Origin of the sequence: uncultured Parasphingorhabdus sp. (assembly GCF_963975735.1) — a bacterium.
GTDB lineage: Bacteria > Pseudomonadota > Alphaproteobacteria > Sphingomonadales > Sphingomonadaceae > Parasphingorhabdus.
This window is the reverse complement of sequence record NZ_CAXBIA010000009.1, coordinates 84,259-103,299: the sequence shown is the minus strand read 5'-3', so window position 1 is coordinate 103,299 and position 19,041 is coordinate 84,259. Positions and strand designations below refer to the sequence as shown.

Below are 19,041 nucleotides of genomic sequence, written 5' to 3'. Positions count from 1 at the left end.
AGCTCAGTGCCAACGGCTCTATTCAAGGCGCCCTTTTATCATGATCAACACCGAAGGCATGGTCGCCGAAACCGCGGCGAAAATTTACACCGACCTATGCGGTCGTGAAGTCCCGCACCAGGCAGAGGCCGGCGAATATCCCCAAGCACTGTGGGACGCGCTGACCGAAAACGGCCTGCCGCTGGCATGGGTCAGCGAGGCCAATGGCGGATTTGGCGCGGACTATGACGAGACATTCGGCGCAATATGGGCTTCGGCGCAGGCGGCATCACCGGTGCCCTTTGCCGAGACTTTGATCGCCAACTGGATGCTCGACCGGGCCGGTCTAGCACCGGCGGACGGCAGCGCCAGCTTCGCGCTTAGCGGTCATACGCCGAGCGCCGATATCCCCTTTGGCATGCGCGCCGACAAGATTGTCCTGTTCGACGAAGCGCATCACGAGATATCCCTGTTCGACAATCGCGCTGCGGTCCGTTCGCCGGAAGAATCGCTGTCGCCCGACGGCATGACACAATTCGTATTTTCCGGTCATGTCGTGGAACAGTCGGCGAAAACCGATCTTTCCCGCCGGGCAGTCGAAGCGCTGGTCCTGACCGTTCGCGCCGTCCAAATGGCAGCTGCGATGGAAACTGCGCTGAATCTGTCGATCGACTATGTTTCCCAGCGTGAGCAATTCGGACGGCCGCTGTCGAAATTCCAGGCGATCCAGCAGCAGCTCGCCGTTGCCGCTTCCGAATGCGCCGCCGCGACCATGGCCGCGACGCAGGCGGCGAGCGCCATTGCCCGTCATAGCGATGATCCGGAACAGGCCTGGCACGAGGCGGTCATCGCCAAGGTCCAGATCGGCCATAGCGTCGAGGCGGTCACCGTGCCCTTCCATCAGGTGCACGGCGCGATGGGCTATACCCAGGAATATGACCTGCACCATTATACCCGCCGCCTGTGGGCGTGGCGCGATGCGCTGGGCAACGAGCATCACTGGTCGAAATTGCTCGGCGAAGCGCTTGCCGTAACGTTACCCGACCAGATCTGGAAAGGCGTGACAACAGGCCAATGGATTGCTAGTTAATCGCCCAATTAAATGATTCCGGTAGGGAGCAGAGATGCTTCCATATCTTCCAAAAACAGGAGCTAACCCTATGAAAACACGCATTACAGAGCTTTTCGGTATCGAACATCCGATCATCCAGGGCGGCATGCATTATGTAGGGTTTGCCGAACTCGCCGCTGCGGTGTCCAACGCCGGCGGCCTCGGCATCATTACCGCGTTGACCCAGCCTACTGCAGCAGCACTGGCCGATGAAATCGCCAAATGCCGCGAGATGACCGACAAGCCGTTCGGTGTGAACCTGACCTTTCTGCCCGTGGTCAATTCCCCCGATTATGAAGGCATGGTCAAGGCTATCATCGACGGCGGCGTCAAGGTTGTCGAAACCGCCGGCAACAATCCGGTCCAGGTGCTTCCCGCACTACACGGCGCCGGCATCAAGGTGATCCACAAATGCACTGCCGTCCGCCACGCGCTGAAGGCCCAGAGCATCGGCTGTGACGCGGTTTCCGTCGACGGCTTCGAATGCGGTGGCCATCCCGGCGAAGACGATATTCCGAACATGATCCTGCTGCCCCGCGCTGCCGACGAACTGGACATTCCGTTCGTATCCTCCGGTGGTCAGGCCGATGGTCGCAGCCTGGTTGCCTCGCTCGCCATGGGCGCAGAAGGCATGAACATGGGCACCCGTTTCATCGCTACCAAGGAAGCGCCGGTCCACCAGAATGTGAAGGACGCGATCGTCGCCGCCAGCGAACTGGATACCCGCCTCGTCATGCGCCCCTTGCGCAACACCGAACGCGTGCTGACCAATGCGGCGGTCGAACGGCTGCTCGAAATCGAAAAGGAAAAAGGCGCCGACCTGCAATTCTCCGACGTTATCGAGCAAGTCGCGGGCGTCTATCCGAAGATCATGATGGAAGGCACGATGGACGCCGGCGCGTGGAGTTGCGGCATGGTGGCCGGCCTGATCAACGATATCCCGACCTGTCAGGAACTGATCGACCGGATCATGGCCGAAGCGGACCAGATCATCAACCAGCGGCTCAAGGGCTTCATGGCAGGCTGAACGAACAGAAAAGCCCCCGGAATTGCTTCCGGGGGCTTTTGTTTAATTGTGGATTGATCGTTTGGTTTAGCGAGCAATCGCGTTGCCGATAACCGCTCCGATAATGCCGCTGGTCACAGCGATAAGCACCGCATCATTGCCGGACCGAACCCACTGATAGCCGCGCGGCGCATTCGACAGGCGATAGGCCCGCGGATTGTCGATCACCCGGTAATTGGTCGCATAGCGCCGGTCGAATTTCTGACCCTTGGACCAGTTTCTATGGTTCTGCTTCACCGCGACCGATGTCCTGTTGTAGCGCGCAGGAGCTGCTTTCTGCCGGGTGACGGTTTTCGTGACTACGCGCTTGCCCTGCTTGTTCGAAGTCGTTTTCTTGACCGTCTTTTGCGTCACCTTCTTGGACGTCTGGTGCGGGGCGGCCTGAGCCTGAGCGGTAATCACCGGGGACACCGCCATTGTTGTCACTGCCAAAGCCATCAGAAACTTTTTCATGTTCAATTCCTTTTTCTATCCGGCGCCAACTGCGGCGTCACAAACAGAAATAGGAGAGACCTGTCCCAGACATTTGTCAGATTCGAGCTAATTTGTACTAGAGTGTCGCAGAACCCCGCTTTCGTTCATCTGGCAATCAGCTAGCGGGCCGTTAATCCGTCCAGAGAGCCAGGATCGACCGTAACGCCGTCACCAGAGCCAGCGGTTGATCCAGCATCAGATGATGTTGGGCTTCCGGAATCGCGATCATGGGAATATGGCTACCGCCAAGTTCGCGCAGATAGGCGGCACTGTCGCCGTCAAACAGCTTGCTGTTCTCACCATAGACGATCGCCAGCCGGTGCGGCAGATCGACAATGCGTTTTCCGGTCTGCAGCCATTTGGTCTGATCGGCATCATGGCGATGGAATACCATCGGATCGAATTTCCACGCCCAGCCTTGCGCCTCGCCCTCGTCGACCCGGCGCAGCGAATGATAGGCCATATAGTCGAACAGAAACGGCTGCTGCACCGCTTGTGGCGGCGAAAGAACAAACCGTCCATATGCTGACTCATAATCGGGATAAAGCTTGTTGGGGCGATCCGAACGTCCGGAACCGGGAGGCCCGCCGCCGCCCTTGAAATGCGCCGCCAGCCGTTCGGGCCGCAACACCATCAGGTCGCAAATGACCAGACCACCGAAGCGGTCTCCGGCCAGCTCCATTGCCTGCAGTGCCACGCCAGAACCGAAACTATGCGCGATGATCTTGGGTTTCACCGGTCCGGCAAACAGGTCCAGCGCGTCCGCAATGGCCACCATCCGCTTGGCCCGCTTGATCCCGTCACAGTCCGGGATCATCTCGCTCTCGCCCATCCCGGCAAGGTCATAGGCGACGATATCATATTCTTCCGCCAGAAACGGCGCGATAAAGGCAAAGCAACGCGCGTGCGCCAGGAAGCCGTGGGTCATCAGCAGCGGCGGCTTGCCGCGTGTGCCCCAGCGGAAATAATGGACCTTATACCCGTCCACGTCGACAAAGGCTTCCTCGCGCGGGACGTCCATCGCGCGGACGAACCATGCGGGCAGGTCATGTGACGCTGCCCACTGGTCTACAATATCTGTGCTTGCCATAAGTCGGGCTTATTCACCCTTCCAGTCGGGCTTGCGCTTCTGTGCAAAGGCCAAAGAGCCTTCCTGCGCATCCTTGGAGGTGAAGACCGGCATGGTGATTTCGGCCTGTTTCTTCCAGGCTTCTTCGCTGGTCCAGTCATAGCTTTCGTTGATGATCTTCTTGGTCGCCTTGAGCGCCAATGGACCATTGGCCGCAACGGTCGTCGCCAGCTCGATTGCGGCCTCGAGGGCAGCGCCCTCGGTCACGCGATTAACGAAGCCGACTTCATAAGCGCGCTGGGCGGTGAAGAAATCGCCGGTCAGGGCCCATTCCATGGCGATCCGTTTGCCGACCAGTTGCTGAAGCTTGATGACGCCGCCAGCTGCCGCCACCAGGCTGCGCTTAACTTCGGGAATGCCGAATTTCGCATTGACGTTGGCGACGCACAGGTCACAAGCCAGAGCCAGCTCGAGGCCACCCGCCAATGCATAACCTTCGACCGCAGCGATCAGCGGCTTTTCCGGGCCCTTTTCGGTGATCCCGCCAAAGCCATAGCCTTTGACCGATGGCGTTTCGCCGCGCAGAAAGCCCTTGAGATCCATGCCGGAACAGAATGTCCCGCCCGCGCCCGTGATGATGCCCGCGTTGAGGCTATTGTCATTGTCGAGCTGCTCCATCGCCGCGCGAATGCCTTCGGCTGCCGCCTTGGTCATTGCATTCTTGGCGTCGGGCCGGTTGATCGTGACGATGATGAAACCGTCCTGGATATCGGTGAGTACTTCAGACATTTTATTTCTCCTTATTGGTTCACACCCGTTCGCGCTGAGCTTGTCGAAGTGCGCCTATCGACTAGCGCTGTCCTTCGACAAGCACGGGACGAACGGGAAATCAGTCCTTAATCAAACAACAGGTTGGCCAGTTTCGACCGTTGGTAAGCCGCATCGCCGATCAGGGCACCTGACAAAATCGCTTTGCGCCGGTGCAACTGAGCATCACAGTCATGGGTGAAGCCGAAGCCGCCGTGGAACTGGATCGCCCGGTCGGCAGAAGTGGAATAGCTCGAGTGGGACTGGGCCGCAGCCATCCGCACGGCGACCTCGCCGCGTCCCTGTTCGCCCCAGCTGTGCGCCGCGCTATAGAGATGCGTGCGCGCCTTTTCATATTCGACATAATTGTTGACCGTCGGATGTTTCAGCGCCTGATAGCTGCCGATAATCTTGCCGAACTGCTTGCGGGTCTTGAGATATTCGAGCGTATAGTCGATCACCGACTGCGCCCCGCCGGTCATTTCCGCTGCGTGGATCAGGCCCGCAGCGAGCTCGATCTTCTCCAGCGTCTCGCGGGTCCGTGATGCGTCGAACAATGCATCGGCCGACAGGGTCACGCCATCCAGATTCACTTCATAGCTGCGCGCGGTTTCGTCGATGACCGTCTCGCGGCGCAATGCGTTGTCACTCAGTGCCGACCGTTCGACCAGGGCAAAGCGCACTTCGCCGTCAATCTTGATCGAGACGATGATCAGTTCTGCGCTATCCGCCCAGAGCACCAGCTGTTTCTTGCCTGATAGTGTAACCGTGCCACCGCTCTCGACACCAGTGGCATCGATATTCGACAGGTCCCAGTCGCCATTCTCTTCGCGCAGAGCCAGCGTTGCCGCTGTGCCCGCCGCAATCTTCGGCAGCCATTCCGCGTGCTGCGCTTCGTTGCCACCGGCGAGCAAAGCCTGTGCCGCCAGCGTCGTCGACCCAAACGGCGTGCTCATCAGATTGCGGCCCATTTGCTCGGCAATCGGTACGACTTCCGCCATCGACAGGCCAACCCCGTCATGCGCTTCGGGTATCGCAATCGCCAGCCAGCCCAGTTCGCCTATTTCCTGCCAGATCGCAGGATCATAGCCCAGTTCGTCGTCGATCAGCGAGCGGACCTTGTCTATCGGGCTTTTGTCGCGACAGAAATTGGTCGCCACGTCCATCAGTTCGATCTGCTCTTCGGTGGTTCCGATTGTGCCTAGATTATCCATATATATCCTCAATTTCCAAAATGGCCGCTAGACCGTTCGTGGTGAGCCTGTCGAACCACATCTCTCGTCGCAAAATGTCCTTCGACAAGCTCAGGACGAACGGCGGTTCACGGCTCCAGATTTATCTCGTTTTCGGCAATCCCAGCGCATGCTCTGCGACAATATTGCGCTGAATTTCCGAGGTACCCCCGCCAATCGTGGCGGAGAAACTGTTGAGATAACTGCGATGCCAGTAACCGTCGTCGACCGCGTTCTCGTCACCGACATAATAGCCCGCCTTGGTGCCCTGGAAGGCCAGCGAGAATTCGGTCAGCTCGCGGATCAGTTCGGTGCGCGCCAGCTTGTTCATCAGCGGCAGTCCCATCGGCCTGTCCTGCATCAATTGCGGCATCCGGCGGCGGGTATTGTTGAGATTAAGCGCCTGGATATCGATCATATATTGCGTCATCTTGTCGCGCATCACCGGATCATCCAGCAAAGGCTTGCCATTGCGGACCGAGTTTTTCGCCAGTTCGACAATTTCCATCACGTCCAGTTCCTTGACGAAATAGCCGCCGACCGGCTTGACCTTGGTGCCGCGCTCATATTCGAGCGTCTTCATCGCCATCGACCAGCCATTGCCTTCGCCGCCGAACAGGCAGTCGCCGGAAATGCGGGCATCGGTAAAGAAGGTCTGGACGAAGCCATATTCGCCGGTCAGCTTCTTGATCCGGCTGGTGGTGATGCCGTCGATCTTCATCGGATTGAGGAAGAAGCTGAGGCCGGCATATTTGTTCGGCGCATCAAAATCGGTGCGTGCCAACAGGATCATATATTTGGCGCGGTCACCGAGCGAGGTCCATATTTTCGAGCCGTTGAGGACATAATCGTCACCATCCTTGACCGCTTTCAACTGCGCGTTACCGAGATCGGAGCCGTTTTCCGGTTCGGAAAAGCCCTGGCACCAGATATCCTCGGCGCTCAGCATCGGCTTGATATATTTCTGTTTCTGCTCTTCGCTACCGAGATCGAGAATCAGCGGGCCTGCCCAGCCATTGCCGATCGCGTTGAGCATGATCGGCGCATCATGCTTCTTCATCATCCGGGTCGCGGTGCGCTGAAACTCGCTGTGCAAGCCGCCGCCGCCATATTCCTTTGGCCAGCTCGCTCCAAGATAACCGGCTTCATAGACTTTGCGCTGCCAGTCGCGGAGGAAATCATACTGCTGGTCACTCGAGACTTCCATGAAGGTCAGCGGCAGCATGAAGCCGGGGTCGCGCACCGTATTTTCCTTGAACCAGGCATCCGCCTGTTCGCCATATTCCTTGAGTTCGGCTGCACTCGGTTTGTCGGCCATGGTCTTGCTCCAGTTTTCTTATCAATAGGGCCAGTGGCACAGCCCCATTACCTGCGATATTGTTTGAATCACTAGTGAGTTAATTGAACGATTAAATTGCAAATAGCAATGGTCGGAAGTCGCTAAATTTAGCCTGTGGAGAGAAATATGGTCACCGAAACGTTTACCGGACAGAAACATGTGATGTGCAGGGCATGCCACGCCCATTGCGGGCTGATAGTCGATTTCGAAGATGGCGTTCCGGTAAAGACCCATGGCGACAAGGATAATCCGGAGTTTGAAGGCTATAGCTGTATCAAGGGACGTCAGCTGGCCAATTACCACAGTTTCGATACGCGGTTGCTGACCAGCTATAAGGGCATGAAGCACGGCGAGAAACAGCCGGTGCACTGGCGCGATGCCGCCCGTGATATCGCGACACGGCTCGAACGAATCGTCGACGAACATGGCCCCGATGCGGTCGCCTCTTACGTCGGCACCTTTGGCTATAATAATGTCAACGCCCATGCCTTCATGCTCGCCCTGATGGATTCGATCGGTTCGACTTCGGTCTATGACAGCGTCACCATCGACCAGCCGGGCAAGGGTATTGCCCGCGCGCTGATCGGACCATGGCTAGCCGGAGCGCCGCGCGTCGGCGACTGGGACGGGCTGATGCTGATCGGCACCAATCCGGTCGTATCGATGAACGGTGGCCTCGGCATGAACCCGGCGAAGAAACTGCACGACGCGAAGAAGCGCGGCATGCAATTGATCGTGATCGACCCCCGCGTCACCGACAGCGCAAAGCAGGCCGACATCCACCTGCAATGCCGCCCCGGTCAGGACCCGATCCTGCTCGGCGCCATCGCCAAGGTGGTGATCAACGAAGAGCTGTACGACAAGGATTTCGTCGCCGGCGATGTCGAGGGTTTCGAGGCCCTCAAAAAAGCCGTGCAACCCTTCGATGCCGGACCAGCCGCCGACCGTGCCGGCGTGGCGGCAGAGGATATCGTGCGCGCGGCACGCATGTACGGAAGCTGGAAAAAGGCCAGCATCAGTGGCGGCACCGGCACCAATATGTCGGGCGGTGGGAATATCACCGAATATCTCAACCTAGCGTTGACCTCGATCATGGGTCACTGGCTGCGCGAGGGCGACCTGAATCGGCGCACCGGCGTGTTCACCAAACCCGCTCCGCCGATCGCCGCCACGCCCGGCCCGATGCCGGCATGGGGTTTCGGCCGCAAGCTGCACAGCCGTGATCTCGAGCAGAGCATTTCCGGCATGCCGACCTCGGCGCTGCCTGACGAGATACTGACCCCCGGCGACAAACAGGTGAAGGCACTAATTGTTCTCGGCGGCAATCCGATGCTTGCCTGGCCTGACCAGCTCAAGACGTTCGAGGCGATGAAGAAACTCGATCTCCTCGTCTGCATCGACCCGCGCATGTCGAAAACCGCTGAACTGGCCGACTATGTCATCGCGCCCAAGCTTCATTATGAAGTGCATGGGAATACAGCGGCACCGGAAGTCTACGGCGGCTTTGGGGCGGGCTGGGGCTTTGAAAATAACTACGCTCAGGCCAGCCTGCCGATCATGGAATCGCCGGAAGGCGCCGATCTATGCGAGGAATATCAGTTCATCCACGCGCTGGCCTCCGAGATGGACAAGACGATCAAGGTCAAATCCTGGGCGCTCCTCGCCCATCCCGACGAGCGCGAGGAGAAAGCGACGCCTTTCCCGCCCGGCGAAACCCCCGATCCGATCATCGCATGGAGCGCATCGCTCAACGGATGCCCGGCGGATATCGCCAAGCTCTATGAGGATGAGGAAGTGCAGAAGGGCAAGATCGTAGAAGCGCAGGCTCTGCTCGTGCAACCCAAGCCCGCCGGTTGGGAAGGCAAGCTGTCGGTCGGCAACGGCGCGATGATGGAAGAGCTCGCGGAATATGCCGCCAAGCTGGGTGAGCCGGTCGAGGACGGCGACTTCCCCTTCCGGATGATCGGCCGGCGGATGACCGAAATCCACAACAGCAACTGGCACGAAGACCCGGTGCAGCGCAAACGCGTCCCGCACCACCCCGCCTTCATGAACCCTGCTGATATGGAGGCGCTTGGCCTTTCCGAGGATCAGCCGGTCGAACTGGAATCAGCACGCGCCTTCATCAGCTGCGTCGCCAAGGCCGACAAGACCGTGCGCGCGGGATGCGTCTCCACACCACACAGCTGGGGCACCAACCCGGACGAGAAAGAAGACCCGCTAGGCGCAGGCGGCAACACCGGACGCCTGTCTTATAACGACCGCGACTTTGACAAGCGCACCGGCATTCCGCTGATGAGCGCGATCCCGATCCGCGTGCGGGCGAAACCGGCGGAAGTGGAACTCGAAGCGGCGGAATAGAGATTTCGCCCTCTCCCATAGGAAGAGGCAACGAAGACTTAGCCGCAGGCTTAGTCGTAGTCGGTGAGGGGTTATCCCTTCAAAGGCAAGAACCCCTCACCGAGTTCCACTAGTCAGACAAGCAAGGCCCATCCGCAACATTCCGGAAGCGGGCATTCCCATCCTCGTCAAGCTCTGCTGGATTTCCGGCTGCGGGACGATTATGCTGAATCTGGGGGGATATACTGATGAACATACTCAAACTTATTGGGGGCATTTTCTTCGTCGCCGGATTGGCGATGCTCGCGGGCAGCAGCTTCAGTTATGTCAGCCAGAAGGATTTCATCGCCAGCGCCAAACATGCAGAAGGCGAGGTCATTGATCTGCTTCGCAAGGTATCAAGAGATGACGATGGCGACAGCATAACCTACTCGGCGGTTGTGCGCTTTACCGATGACAAGTCGGTTTCCCATGAATTTGTGAACAATGTCAGCTCAAATCCGCCAGGCTATTCCAAGGGGCAGGATGTCAATCTGCTCTATGCACCGGACAATCCGACCAATGCGATAATCGATGATTTCTGGGGCCGCTGGGCAATGGTGGCGATCCTTGGCGGCATGGGCAGCATTTTTTCGCTGGTCGGAGGGACGCTGTTTTTCTCGCAAATCCGCAACGACTGGATCAGACGATGGCTGCGGGCAAATGGTACGGCATTCGCTGTCGATTTTCTCGAAGTGGAACGCGATCTCAGTCAGAGCATGAATGGCCGCCACCCCTATCGCATTGTCGCCCAGGGCAAAAACCCGTTCACCGGGAAATTGGAGCAATATCTCAGCGGGGCGATCTGGGTCGATCCGACAGAATATATGGCAGGCCGTAATTTGCGGGTTCTCGTCGACCCGAACAAGCCATCGCGCCATATGCTCGATACCGACTGGCTGGCAGACCTGCTCCAGCGCTAGAATAGCGGGGCCAGGCCATCAAATAGTTCGCGTTTCCGCCTCTTCTGGCAAGCAGGCGGCTAGCGATCAGGCCGCTTCCTGCCATCCTCCGTCCGGACACTGGCTTTCGGTGCCTGTGTCAGCCCCCGCCAGCCAAAGCGCGCCAATTGTAAGATCGAGTTCCGGAGGATCGAACGGATCCAGTCCTGACCCGGGATAAAAAGTGACTTCGCCGAATTTCGCTTCTCCGGCAATTTCATAGAAATCAATGCGCGCGAAATCGAAATCCCTCGCAATCGCTTCAGCACCAGCCAGAATTTTCTCCAGATTGATCGGAGCCACCGGAAGATCGTCATCACCCAGCCGGGAAATCTGCTTCCATTGTCGATCAAACAATATCCACCGGTGATCGGAATCGCGATCGAGATGGACTTGAATATACGCAGCCCTGCCGGAGAAAACGTAAATTTTATAGTCGATGGGCAATGCGGAGCCGCTACCCAGATAGGGTTCTACAATATAGCCCCGCGGGACGTCGCGATACGCCCATTCGTCAAGCCACAGACCATAAGGAGCGTCTGTCCATCTGACGGCGCGCCGCCGCGCTTTATCCCAATGGGCCTGATCGTGACAGACGATATTCTGATTGCAGCCATGGCTTGCCTTCAGGATGAACGGATATGGCCAGGCAGGCTGAGCGGGCAGGTCGCGGCCACTCCAGCAAGTCGGGATGGTCCATTCGCTGCCCAATAGCCGTGCGACATGTTTTTTGACCGCGATCTTGTCGGCTAGGACCGGCATCACCGGATTGCGATCATGCAGCTTGCGCCACTGGACAAGCTCGGAAAACCGGCGCGGATTGGCTAAATCCGGCCATCGGCGATGGCGCCACAGGTAGAGGATGTATATTCTCAAACGGGCGGAGGGAATCAGCCAATGCGGCAAGGAGGGCAGGCGCCGCAAGTTCATCATCATCTTACACCCAAGGGACCATTTGGTTCCCGCCTCTTGGCTTTGCTGGCTCTATCGCCGTCACCGGATCGATAACCACTGCCAGACCAACCGGGATCAGGGCCGCGAAATCATACCGCCGTCGAGCACCAGCGCCTGGCCGATCATCCACGAAGATGCGCGCGAGCAAAGGAATAATGCTGTGCCGGCGATATCCTCCGGCGCGCCCATACGGCCGCGCGGAATCTGCGAGATCGCCATTTTCGTCATGCCGTCATTCTCGACAATCTGCTTGGTCATATTGCTCGGGAAGAAACCGGGGGCGATCGCGTTGACGTTGATATTATAGGGCGCGAGATCGGTGGCCAGATGTTCGGTCAGATTGATCACGCCCGATTTGCTTGCGGTATAGGCATAGGTCGGCATGCCCGAATTGCGGATGCCGTTGATCGACGCGATATTGATCACCCGCGCCGGTTCATCGGCACTGCCTGAGGCTTTCAGCAGCGGCAGGAATTTCTGGGTGGCGAAGAAGATCGACTTGATGTTGATGTCCATCACCTTGTCCCAGCCCTTTTCCGGGAAATCCTCGATCGAAGCGCTCCAGTTCGCGCCGGCGTTGTTGATCAATATGTCGATCTTGTCTTCGCGTTCGCTGACCGCCGCGACCAGCGCTTCGATGCCTTCGACATTGGACAGATCGGCCGGAATAGCGATACACTCGCCCAGTTCGGAAAGCTCTGCGGCTTTGGCCATCAGCCGCTCTTCCTTGCGTGCCGTGATGTAGACCTTCGCTCCATTTTCGATCAGGCCGCGCGCCATCATCGCGCCGATGCCGCTGGATCCGCCGGTCACCACGGCCACTTTGCCTTGCACATCAAATAGGCTCTTCATCGACACGCTCGTTCTCCTGTTGGAATATATGGCCGCACTCCTTTCACATCGGCTGTGAAAAGTCCACGCGCTATCCTCTTGTAACCTCCGGCGAGCAGGTCAGAACAAGCGGGTCAGCCAATAGAAAAGAGCTCCCACCGCCGCGCTCGCGGGGATGGTGATGAACCAGGCCATGACGACCCGGCTTGCGACGCTCCACCGCACGGCCGAGGTCCGTCGCGCCGCTCCGACGCCGACCACGCTGCCGGTAATGGCATGGGTCGTCGAAACCGGAATTCCCATTGCCGAGGCGCCGAACACGACGAGAGAGCCCGCCGTGGATGCGCAAAATCCGTTGTGATGATTGAGTTTGGTGAGCTTGGTACCCATGGTTTTGATTATCCGCCAGCCGCCGGAAAGTGTTCCCAGCGATATCGCCGCATAACAGCTGATAACCACCCAGTTCGGGACATAAAATTCACCACCAAGATAGCCCGTCGAATAGAGCAGAACCGCGATAATCCCCATTGTCTTTTGCGCATCATTCGCGCCGTGGCTGATCGAATAGGCGGCCGATGACATGAGGTGGAAGACCTTGAAAACACCCTCGGCCTTGCGTGGTTGTACCGGCTTGAACAGCCATGCCGTCACCAGCATCAGCGCCATTGCGATCATGAAACCGATCATCGGGGAAAGGAAGATAGCAACCAGTGTCTTGGTCGTGCCGGAAGATTCCACCGCGCTGAACCCGGCATGGGCAATACCCGCGCCCAGCAGCCCGCCGATCAGGGCGTGGCTTGAGGAAGACGGAATGCCCTTGAGCCAGGTCAGCACGTTCCAGAACATCGCACCGATCAGCGCGCCGAACACGACCGACGGCGTTACAACATCTTTGTCGATAATACCTTTGCCGACGGTCTCCGCCACATGCAGTCCGACCAGCCAGTAAGCGGCAAAATTACCGCATGCCGCGAAGATAACTGCTGCCACCGGCGACAACAGACGGGTCGAAACCACGGTCGCGATAGAATTGGCTGCATCGTGCAGGCCGTTGAGAAAATCAAAAGCGAGCGCGAGCGCGACAAGCCCGAACAGGAGCGGAAAAACGATGCTATTGTCCATTATCCCGGGCCGCTTCAGCCGTGGTCAATCACGAGACCGTCGATCTCGTTGGCAACATCTTCAAACCGGTCAACCACGCGCTCCATATGCTGGTAAAGTTCCCGCCAGATGATGAAACGCAGCGTGTCGGTTTCACCATGTTCCTGAAACAGCTTTTTCAGCCCCGCCGCGTGAATTTCGTCGGCATGGCCCTCCATCCGCACCAGTCGCTCGGTCAGTTCGTGCAGGCGATCGCCATTGTCGGCAACATCCCGGAGCAACGGCATGGCCTCCGCGGTCAGCCGCGCGGCATCGACGATGATCGCCGCCATATCGATCATTTCCTGATCGAAGCTGGTAACATCATAGAGCTCGACCGCACCGGCGGTTTTCTGCATCTCGTCAATGGCGTCATCCATGGAAGCGATCAGGCCGGAAATTGCGCTGCGATCAAATGGTGTCAGAAATGTCCGGCGCACGGTGTTCAATACTTCGCGGGTTATTTCATCGGCATCATGTTCACGTTCGACAATTTCGCGAATATGATCCTCCATGCCATTGCCACCCTGGACCAGTCTTGCCAGCGCATCGGCGCCTGCCACCAGCGTCGCGGCGTGGCGTTCAAACAGGTCGAAAAAATTTCCCTGATGCGGGAGCAGGCGTTGGAACCAGGCAAACATTGTATTGACCCCTGTTTTTTGTGCGACTGTGTCGATAATGTTGGTTGATCTGGTGGCGGCCCAGAAATCGGCCGCTCCAAAGGAGTGGATCAGGTTCCGCAAATCTTCCTCGTCAACCGCTTCGGCGGCATCCTCCAGAGAAAACCAGCGGCGTTCGCGCTGATGCTGTTCGTCCCAGGTGGACAATTCCTCGGTTACCGCAAAGGGAAAGACACTGACGTCGACCCAGACCGATGCGCCGTTGCGCTTTTTCTTGCGATAGCGGTAGCTGCCGAGCGGCGTCGGGCAGGTTGCACCCAATATGCCCGCTTCTTCTTCCGCTTCCTGTGCAGCAGCGCTGTGAGGCAGTTGCCCCGACCCGATATTGCCCTTTGGAATGATCCAGCGTTTGGTTTCGCGAGAGGTGATCAGCATGATCCGCGCGGGCGAATTTATCGCGAAATCATCTGTTCGATAAGGAAGTGCAGCTATCTGCCGGATCGACATTGCAAATTCCCCCCAGATATCTCCGCCACAGATTTTGGCTTCGCGATATCCGAAAAAGCCCTAGTCGAGCGACATGATTCATGCAAGCCGCGCAATCTCCCGGATCCGGCGCGGCCCGTTGGAGATCAAGGTGCCACCAGCCGCCTCGCTGTTCTCGATCTGCCCGTTTTTGCGCCATGAACGGGCGTCACATTTCCTCAAATGGCTCATAAAAAAGGGCCCCGGAAACAGTCCGGAGCCCTTTTTGCTTATATCGTCCGGTAGCCTAGCCGACCACGATCATCACCAGTGATGTGGCGATCAGTGCCGGCGTTTCGATGCCGTCAATCTCGACAACAACATTGTACGTCAGCAGCCAGCGGCCCGGCTGTTTTTCAACCGCGTCAACCAATGTATGGCGACCGCGAACCTTTGATCCTGCACGAACAGGGTTGAGGAAGCGGACTTTGTCGAAGCCATAGTTGATACCCATGACCGTGCCTTCGAGGCCCAATGTCGTACCGTAGGATAGTTTCGGCAACAGCGAGAGCGTCAGCAATCCATGCGCAATGGTGCCGCCAAAGGGTGTGGCCTTGGCTTTTTCCTCGTCGATATGGATGAACTGGTGATCCTCGGTACAGTCGGCAAATTTGTTGATCCGGTCCTGATCCACGACGACCCAGTCGGATACACCGACTTCCTTGCCCTTCCAGGATTCCAGTTCGCTTGCTTTGATCGTTGGCATAATATTTCTCCTGTTCGCGGGTCTTTTAGCCCTTCATGACTTCCTGCATCCGGCGGAAGAATTTGCCGCCCTGTCCACCGCCATTGGCATATTCCTGCATGCCGGTTTCGTCCAGAATCTGGTCGATGTTGGCAGCGATCGATTCGGCGCTACGATCTTCAACCGGCAACCAGATGCCTTCTGTTTCGAAAATTTTCGCAGCAGCATAACCGCCGGCACCAGCCGTCAAAATGGTCTTCGATGGCGCGCCGTCGCTGCACAGATAAACCACGGCAGGGGTCACTGCTTCAGGGACCAGAGCCGCCAACGCTGCTTCCGGCATGATATCTTCGGTCATGCGGGTCGCTGCCACAGGGGAAATACAGTTGGTATGAATGCCCTTGCCGGCGCCTTCCTGGTGCAGGCTGTTCATCATGCCGACCAGAGCCAGTTTTGCAGCACCATAATTGACCTGGCCAAAATTGCCGTAGAGACCCGTCGACGATGTGGTCATCACGATCCGGCCATATTGGCGTTCGCGCATATGATCCCAGACCGCCTTGGTGCAATTGGCACTGCCGGTGAGATGGACGTCCATGACAAATTGGAAATCTTCCATCGACATTTTGTGGAAGCTTTTGTCGCGCAAAACGCCGGCATTGTTGACGAGAATGTCGACATGACCCCATTTGGCGATCGCATCGGCGACCATTTTTTCAACCGCGGGCATGTCGGTGACACTGCAACCGGCTGCCATGGCAACGCCGCCTTCGGCTTCGATTTCGGCAACAACCTGTTCTGCCACAGTGGCGGAACCACCGGTACCATCGCGCGCGCCGCCAAAATCATTGACGACAACTTTCACGCCACGGCGTGCCAGTTCCTTGGCATGTTCGCGGCCCAGACCGGCGCCTGCGCCGGTGACGATGGCGACGCGGTCGTTAAATTCTACTTTGCTCATGACGAGTCCCTTTTGTTAATCGAATGATTAACGGGAGCGATGCGCAATCAGGCCCGAGGAGTCAAGCGTCAAGGCCGCTATTTCCCAGTCGTTTTCGCTCTGGTCCTGCCTGCCGTAGCGGCAGAGGCGGAAACCCTTTTCTTCGGCTTTTTCGGCTGCTTGGCTTTCTTCTCCTTGGCCTTTCGCGTCGCCGCCTTTGTTTCCTTGGCCGCTGCGGCCATCAGACTGGAGAAACTGTCCGCAATGCAGGTCGCGTAAAATTCGGGATCGGGCATGATATTGCGATCCGCCAGAAAGGTCAGAATGACATTGCCATTGTAACTGGTCACCACATGGAACAGCCCCTGCCCCTCCGCCAATATTCCCATGCCAAAGGATTTGACCAGCTCGGCACCGGCAAAATACATTGGCACCATCGGTCCCGGAACATTGGTAACAACCGTGTTCACCGCCGGATTAAGACGGTCAACGAGACCCGCGCGGACCATCATCTTGGTCCCGGCCGCGGTCAGACCGGCCGGCATTGCTCCGGACAATTCCATCAGCGTCTTTGCCCCCATCGCCTGGGTCATCGCCTTGGAACGCCGGGTTTCTTCCATGATGAATTTCAGCCGGTCGCCCGCATCGGCGAGATGGGTGCCGACACCGACCTGCATCATCGTGACCTGATTGCCTGCGGAGTCCTTGTCATCGTCTGTTCGCACCGATACCGGCGCACCGATTTTCAGCGTTTTGCCCGGGAGGTCGTCCTTGGCTTCGAGATAGCTGCGCATTGATCCGCTGACCACCGCGATCATGACGTCGTTCACCGTCGACCCGGGATAGGCCTCGCGGATTTTCTTGATGTCCGACAGCGAGAATTCACGCCCGTCAAACACCCGGTGCGGGCTCAGCTTCTTGTTGAAGCGTGTCTTGGGAATAGAGCCCTTCGCATCGTCGCGCTGACGGAATTCGCGCTGCACGTCGAACAACCGTTTCGGCATCGGAATCAGTTTTTGCAGATTCTGCAGCCCGCGCACCGGGTTGGCGATATTGTTGAACTGGGCCTTGGCCAGCAAGGCAAATGGATTGGGGTCTTTTTCCGGTTCAAACTCCATTTCGAATTTGCGTGGTTTCATCTGCGCGTCAAGATCGTGGAGCGCGAGCGTCATTTGCAGACCGGACTGGCCGTCAATCGCCGCATGATGCATTTTGTGCAGCATCGCAAAGCTGCCCTTTGGCACGCCCTCTACATTGTCGAGCCCTTCGATCACCGTATATTCCCAGAGTGGCTTGTTCATGTCCATCGGCCGGGCATAGATGCGCGCCGCCTGGATACACAATTGCCGCCAGTCACCGGGCTTGGGCAAGGCAATATGGCGGACGTGAAACTCGAGATCGAAATTCGCGTCATCCACCCAATAGGGGTGATCGAGATCGAGCGGGACCCGCACCAGTTTCTGCCGGAAAATCCGGGCGCCGTCGAGACGCCCCTCGATATAGCGCAATATGTCCTTGAAACCGACCTTGCCGCCGGGTGCGGTAGAGGGATCATAAATCAACAATTGCCCGATATGCATCGGCGTGTTCGGTGTTTCTGTATAGGCAAACATCGCATCCAGTGCGCTTAGCTGTTTCATGACAATGTCCTCAAGCTGCTCTTCCGATCCATAGCGTAATGCAAATCTGTCCGATAAGCGAATCCGTTAAACTTCGATCAGCAGGAGCAGCAGCGGCCGTTTCCGGACTCGAATAATCCCGGGATATCAGACCGGCGATCCGCACCAGTCCCTAACCAGATATTGCGGTGGAATCGCGTGTCCCCAGTAAAAGCCCTGGCCCTGATCCGCGCCAAGCAGCCGCGCTTTTCCCAGATGAAAGGGTGTTTCAATACCCTCGACCACTGTCGTGGCTCCCCGCATATGACAAAAATCGATGATCGATTCGATGATCGTGATCGGCAAACGACCGTCACAAAAAGCCCAGAAAATTTCCTTGTCCAGTTTCAACTCGGCAAAGGGAATGGCGGCAATCCGGTCGATATTGCTATAGCCCGTACCATAATCGTCAATCGACACTTTCAGTCCATATCGCGACAGCATGTGACAGATTTCGGCAACGACCTTGATATTGGCGACCCGATTCTCTTCGGTAATCTCCATCATCACCGACCCGCGCAAATTCCCGTGCCTTTGCAACCGGCTGCAAAGCGCGTCGACGAAATCACGCCGGGTCAGCAATATCGCGCTGCAGTTGAATGATACCGGCACGCTTTTCCCCCGCCCCTTTAACGAGCGTGCGAGCTTCATCATATGATCGATGACATTCAACGTCGCCGCTATTTCGAGATTTATTTCGGTTGCTGCTGAAAAAATCGTCGCCGGACTGATCGCCCGTCTCGTCTTCAGCCGCGACAAGGCTTCATAACCCACGACCCGCCCGTCGGTGAGCGCGTGCTTTGACTGAAATTCGACGACTAGATTGTCGAGCAACCGGTTGCTGGCAATCAGGGCGGATATATATTCTGAGTCCAATATGGTTTTTTGACTGGCTTCCGCATGTTGGTCGATCAGCTCAGCGAGCACATTGGGTTCGAACGGCTTGGGTATTGTAGCAACAATTTGCGCGTTGCCCCCCTGCACCGGATCCGAGCTGTCGTGGGTCAGTTTCGCGTCTGCTCCAGTCATCAGGACCAGCGGCAATTTGTGCGAAATCTTGTCGAATGCCTGGATAAGGTCGGCGGACGTATTGGCGAGTATATCCTTGTCAATGACAACCGCGTTCGGAGCAAAGGCCACAGCTCCATTCTCGTCTCCAGGAGAATAAACACAAGCCACCGATATTGCGCGTTGTTCAAGGTCATCTTGCAAAAGTCGCGTGAAGGCGCTCTCCTCGTCAACGACAAGAACCCGTTTATTTGACATGATGTGAGGCTTTCGATCAGTGAAG

Annotated in this window: 17 protein-coding genes; 4 read left to right on the top strand and 13 right to left on the bottom strand. The window is 57.5% G+C overall.

Annotation, left to right across the window (positions count from 1 at the left end):
- Window positions 1-40: 40 nt before the first annotated feature.
- Complete coding sequence (locus AACZ86_RS11165) at window positions 41-1,069, top strand: acyl-CoA dehydrogenase family protein (RefSeq protein ID WP_339692523.1); 1,029 nt, start codon at window positions 41-43, stop codon at window positions 1,067-1,069.
- A 70-nt stretch (window positions 1,070-1,139) separates the two neighbouring features.
- Window positions 1,140-2,117, top strand: coding sequence for a nitronate monooxygenase family protein (locus AACZ86_RS11160; protein WP_339692521.1), 978 nt, complete (start codon window positions 1,140-1,142; stop codon window positions 2,115-2,117).
- A 66-nt stretch (window positions 2,118-2,183) separates the two neighbouring features.
- On the opposite strand, the gene AACZ86_RS11155 is transcribed toward AACZ86_RS11160, so the two are convergent.
- The 5 genes from AACZ86_RS11155 to AACZ86_RS11135 form a co-directional block, all read right to left on the bottom strand.
- On the bottom strand, window positions 2,184-2,609 hold the full coding sequence (locus AACZ86_RS11155; protein WP_339692519.1) for an RcnB family protein: 426 nt from the start codon (window positions 2,607-2,609) through the stop codon (window positions 2,184-2,186).
- A 151-nt stretch (window positions 2,610-2,760) separates the two neighbouring features.
- The gene (locus AACZ86_RS11150; protein ID WP_339692516.1) at window positions 2,761-3,720 is read right to left on the bottom strand and encodes an alpha/beta hydrolase; all 960 of its coding nucleotides are present in this window, start codon (window positions 3,718-3,720) and stop codon (window positions 2,761-2,763) included.
- A gap of 9 nt (window positions 3,721-3,729) precedes the next feature.
- Window positions 3,730-4,488: a crotonase/enoyl-CoA hydratase family protein gene (locus AACZ86_RS11145; RefSeq protein ID WP_339692514.1), complete on the bottom strand. Its 759-nt coding sequence runs from the start codon at window positions 4,486-4,488 to the stop codon at window positions 3,730-3,732.
- A gap of 107 nt (window positions 4,489-4,595) precedes the next feature.
- On the bottom strand, window positions 4,596-5,720 hold the full coding sequence (locus tag AACZ86_RS11140; protein WP_339692511.1) for an acyl-CoA dehydrogenase family protein: 1,125 nt from the start codon (window positions 5,718-5,720) through the stop codon (window positions 4,596-4,598).
- 121 nt (window positions 5,721-5,841) lie between these two features.
- Window positions 5,842-7,056 (bottom strand): acyl-CoA dehydrogenase family protein, encoded by a 1,215-nt coding sequence (locus AACZ86_RS11135; RefSeq protein WP_339692509.1) that lies wholly within the window; start codon window positions 7,054-7,056, stop codon window positions 5,842-5,844.
- A gap of 147 nt (window positions 7,057-7,203) precedes the next feature.
- Here AACZ86_RS11135 and AACZ86_RS11130 point away from each other — a divergent pair, with 147 nt between their 5' ends.
- Window positions 7,204-9,438 (top strand): molybdopterin-dependent oxidoreductase, encoded by a 2,235-nt coding sequence (locus AACZ86_RS11130; RefSeq protein ID WP_339692507.1) that lies wholly within the window; start codon window positions 7,204-7,206, stop codon window positions 9,436-9,438.
- Between the two features lie 227 nt (window positions 9,439-9,665).
- Window positions 9,666-10,379 (top strand): DUF3592 domain-containing protein, encoded by a 714-nt coding sequence (locus AACZ86_RS11125; protein ID WP_339692505.1) that lies wholly within the window; start codon window positions 9,666-9,668, stop codon window positions 10,377-10,379.
- A gap of 66 nt (window positions 10,380-10,445) precedes the next feature.
- On the opposite strand, the gene AACZ86_RS11120 is transcribed toward AACZ86_RS11125, so the two are convergent.
- The 8 genes from AACZ86_RS11120 to AACZ86_RS11085 all read right to left on the bottom strand — a co-directional run bounded on the left by AACZ86_RS11120 (window position 10,446) and on the right by AACZ86_RS11085 (window position 19,016).
- Complete coding sequence (locus tag AACZ86_RS11120) at window positions 10,446-11,330, bottom strand: ATP-grasp fold amidoligase family protein (protein WP_339692503.1); 885 nt, start codon at window positions 11,328-11,330, stop codon at window positions 10,446-10,448.
- A 96-nt stretch (window positions 11,331-11,426) separates the two neighbouring features.
- The gene (locus AACZ86_RS11115; RefSeq protein ID WP_339692571.1) at window positions 11,427-12,203 is read right to left on the bottom strand and encodes a glucose 1-dehydrogenase; all 777 of its coding nucleotides are present in this window, start codon (window positions 12,201-12,203) and stop codon (window positions 11,427-11,429) included.
- A 99-nt stretch (window positions 12,204-12,302) separates the two neighbouring features.
- The gene (locus AACZ86_RS11110; protein ID WP_339692500.1) at window positions 12,303-13,304 is read right to left on the bottom strand and encodes an inorganic phosphate transporter; all 1,002 of its coding nucleotides are present in this window, start codon (window positions 13,302-13,304) and stop codon (window positions 12,303-12,305) included.
- 14 nt (window positions 13,305-13,318) lie between these two features.
- A complete protein-coding gene (locus AACZ86_RS11105) occupies window positions 13,319-14,449 on the bottom strand; it encodes a DUF47 family protein (protein WP_339692498.1) in 1,131 nt (376 codons plus the stop codon).
- A 265-nt stretch (window positions 14,450-14,714) separates the two neighbouring features.
- A complete protein-coding gene (locus AACZ86_RS11100; RefSeq protein WP_339692495.1) occupies window positions 14,715-15,173 on the bottom strand; it encodes a MaoC family dehydratase in 459 nt (152 codons plus the stop codon).
- Between the two features lie 25 nt (window positions 15,174-15,198).
- Window positions 15,199-16,113: an SDR family NAD(P)-dependent oxidoreductase gene (locus tag AACZ86_RS11095; protein WP_335652901.1), complete on the bottom strand. Its 915-nt coding sequence runs from the start codon at window positions 16,111-16,113 to the stop codon at window positions 15,199-15,201.
- 77 nt (window positions 16,114-16,190) lie between these two features.
- Window positions 16,191-17,732 carry a wax ester/triacylglycerol synthase family O-acyltransferase gene (locus AACZ86_RS11090; RefSeq protein WP_339692489.1) on the bottom strand — a complete coding sequence of 514 codons (1,542 nt, stop codon included), beginning with the start codon at window positions 17,730-17,732 and terminating at the stop codon, window positions 16,191-16,193.
- Window positions 17,733-17,858: 126 nt separating this feature from the next.
- Window positions 17,859-19,016: an EAL domain-containing protein gene (locus tag AACZ86_RS11085; RefSeq protein WP_339692486.1), complete on the bottom strand. Its 1,158-nt coding sequence runs from the start codon at window positions 19,014-19,016 to the stop codon at window positions 17,859-17,861.
- Between the last annotated feature and the right edge of the window lie 25 nt (window positions 19,017-19,041).

Excerpts from the sequence above, each read along its gene's own strand:
- AACZ86_RS11165 (WP_339692523.1), top strand. The coding sequence starts at position 41 with ATGATCAACACCGAAGGCATGGTCGCCGAAACCGCGGCGAAAATTTAC.
- AACZ86_RS11160 (WP_339692521.1), top strand. The coding sequence starts at position 1,140 with ATGAAAACACGCATTACAGAGCTTTTCGGTATCGAACATCCGATCATC.
- AACZ86_RS11155 (WP_339692519.1), bottom strand. The coding sequence starts at position 2,609 with ATGAAAAAGTTTCTGATGGCTTTGGCAGTGACAACAATGGCGGTGTCC.
- AACZ86_RS11150 (WP_339692516.1), bottom strand. The coding sequence starts at position 3,720 with ATGGCAAGCACAGATATTGTAGACCAGTGGGCAGCGTCACATGACCTG.
- AACZ86_RS11145 (WP_339692514.1), bottom strand. The coding sequence starts at position 4,488 with ATGTCTGAAGTACTCACCGATATCCAGGACGGTTTCATCATCGTCACG.
- AACZ86_RS11140 (WP_339692511.1), bottom strand. The coding sequence starts at position 5,720 with ATGGATAATCTAGGCACAATCGGAACCACCGAAGAGCAGATCGAACTG.
- AACZ86_RS11135 (WP_339692509.1), bottom strand. The coding sequence starts at position 7,056 with ATGGCCGACAAACCGAGTGCAGCCGAACTCAAGGAATATGGCGAACAG.
- AACZ86_RS11130 (WP_339692507.1), top strand. The coding sequence starts at position 7,204 with ATGGTCACCGAAACGTTTACCGGACAGAAACATGTGATGTGCAGGGCA.
- AACZ86_RS11125 (WP_339692505.1), top strand. The coding sequence starts at position 9,666 with ATGAACATACTCAAACTTATTGGGGGCATTTTCTTCGTCGCCGGATTG.
- AACZ86_RS11120 (WP_339692503.1), bottom strand. The coding sequence starts at position 11,330 with ATGATGAACTTGCGGCGCCTGCCCTCCTTGCCGCATTGGCTGATTCCC.
- AACZ86_RS11115 (WP_339692571.1), bottom strand. The coding sequence starts at position 12,203 with ATGAAGAGCCTATTTGATGTGCAAGGCAAAGTGGCCGTGGTGACCGGC.
- AACZ86_RS11110 (WP_339692500.1), bottom strand. The coding sequence starts at position 13,304 with ATGGACAATAGCATCGTTTTTCCGCTCCTGTTCGGGCTTGTCGCGCTC.
- AACZ86_RS11105 (WP_339692498.1), bottom strand. The coding sequence starts at position 14,449 with ATGTCGATCCGGCAGATAGCTGCACTTCCTTATCGAACAGATGATTTC.
- AACZ86_RS11100 (WP_339692495.1), bottom strand. The coding sequence starts at position 15,173 with ATGCCAACGATCAAAGCAAGCGAACTGGAATCCTGGAAGGGCAAGGAA.
- AACZ86_RS11095 (WP_335652901.1), bottom strand. The coding sequence starts at position 16,113 with ATGAGCAAAGTAGAATTTAACGACCGCGTCGCCATCGTCACCGGCGCA.
- AACZ86_RS11090 (WP_339692489.1), bottom strand. The coding sequence starts at position 17,732 with ATGAAACAGCTAAGCGCACTGGATGCGATGTTTGCCTATACAGAAACA.
- AACZ86_RS11085 (WP_339692486.1), bottom strand. The coding sequence starts at position 19,016 with ATGTCAAATAAACGGGTTCTTGTCGTTGACGAGGAGAGCGCCTTCACG.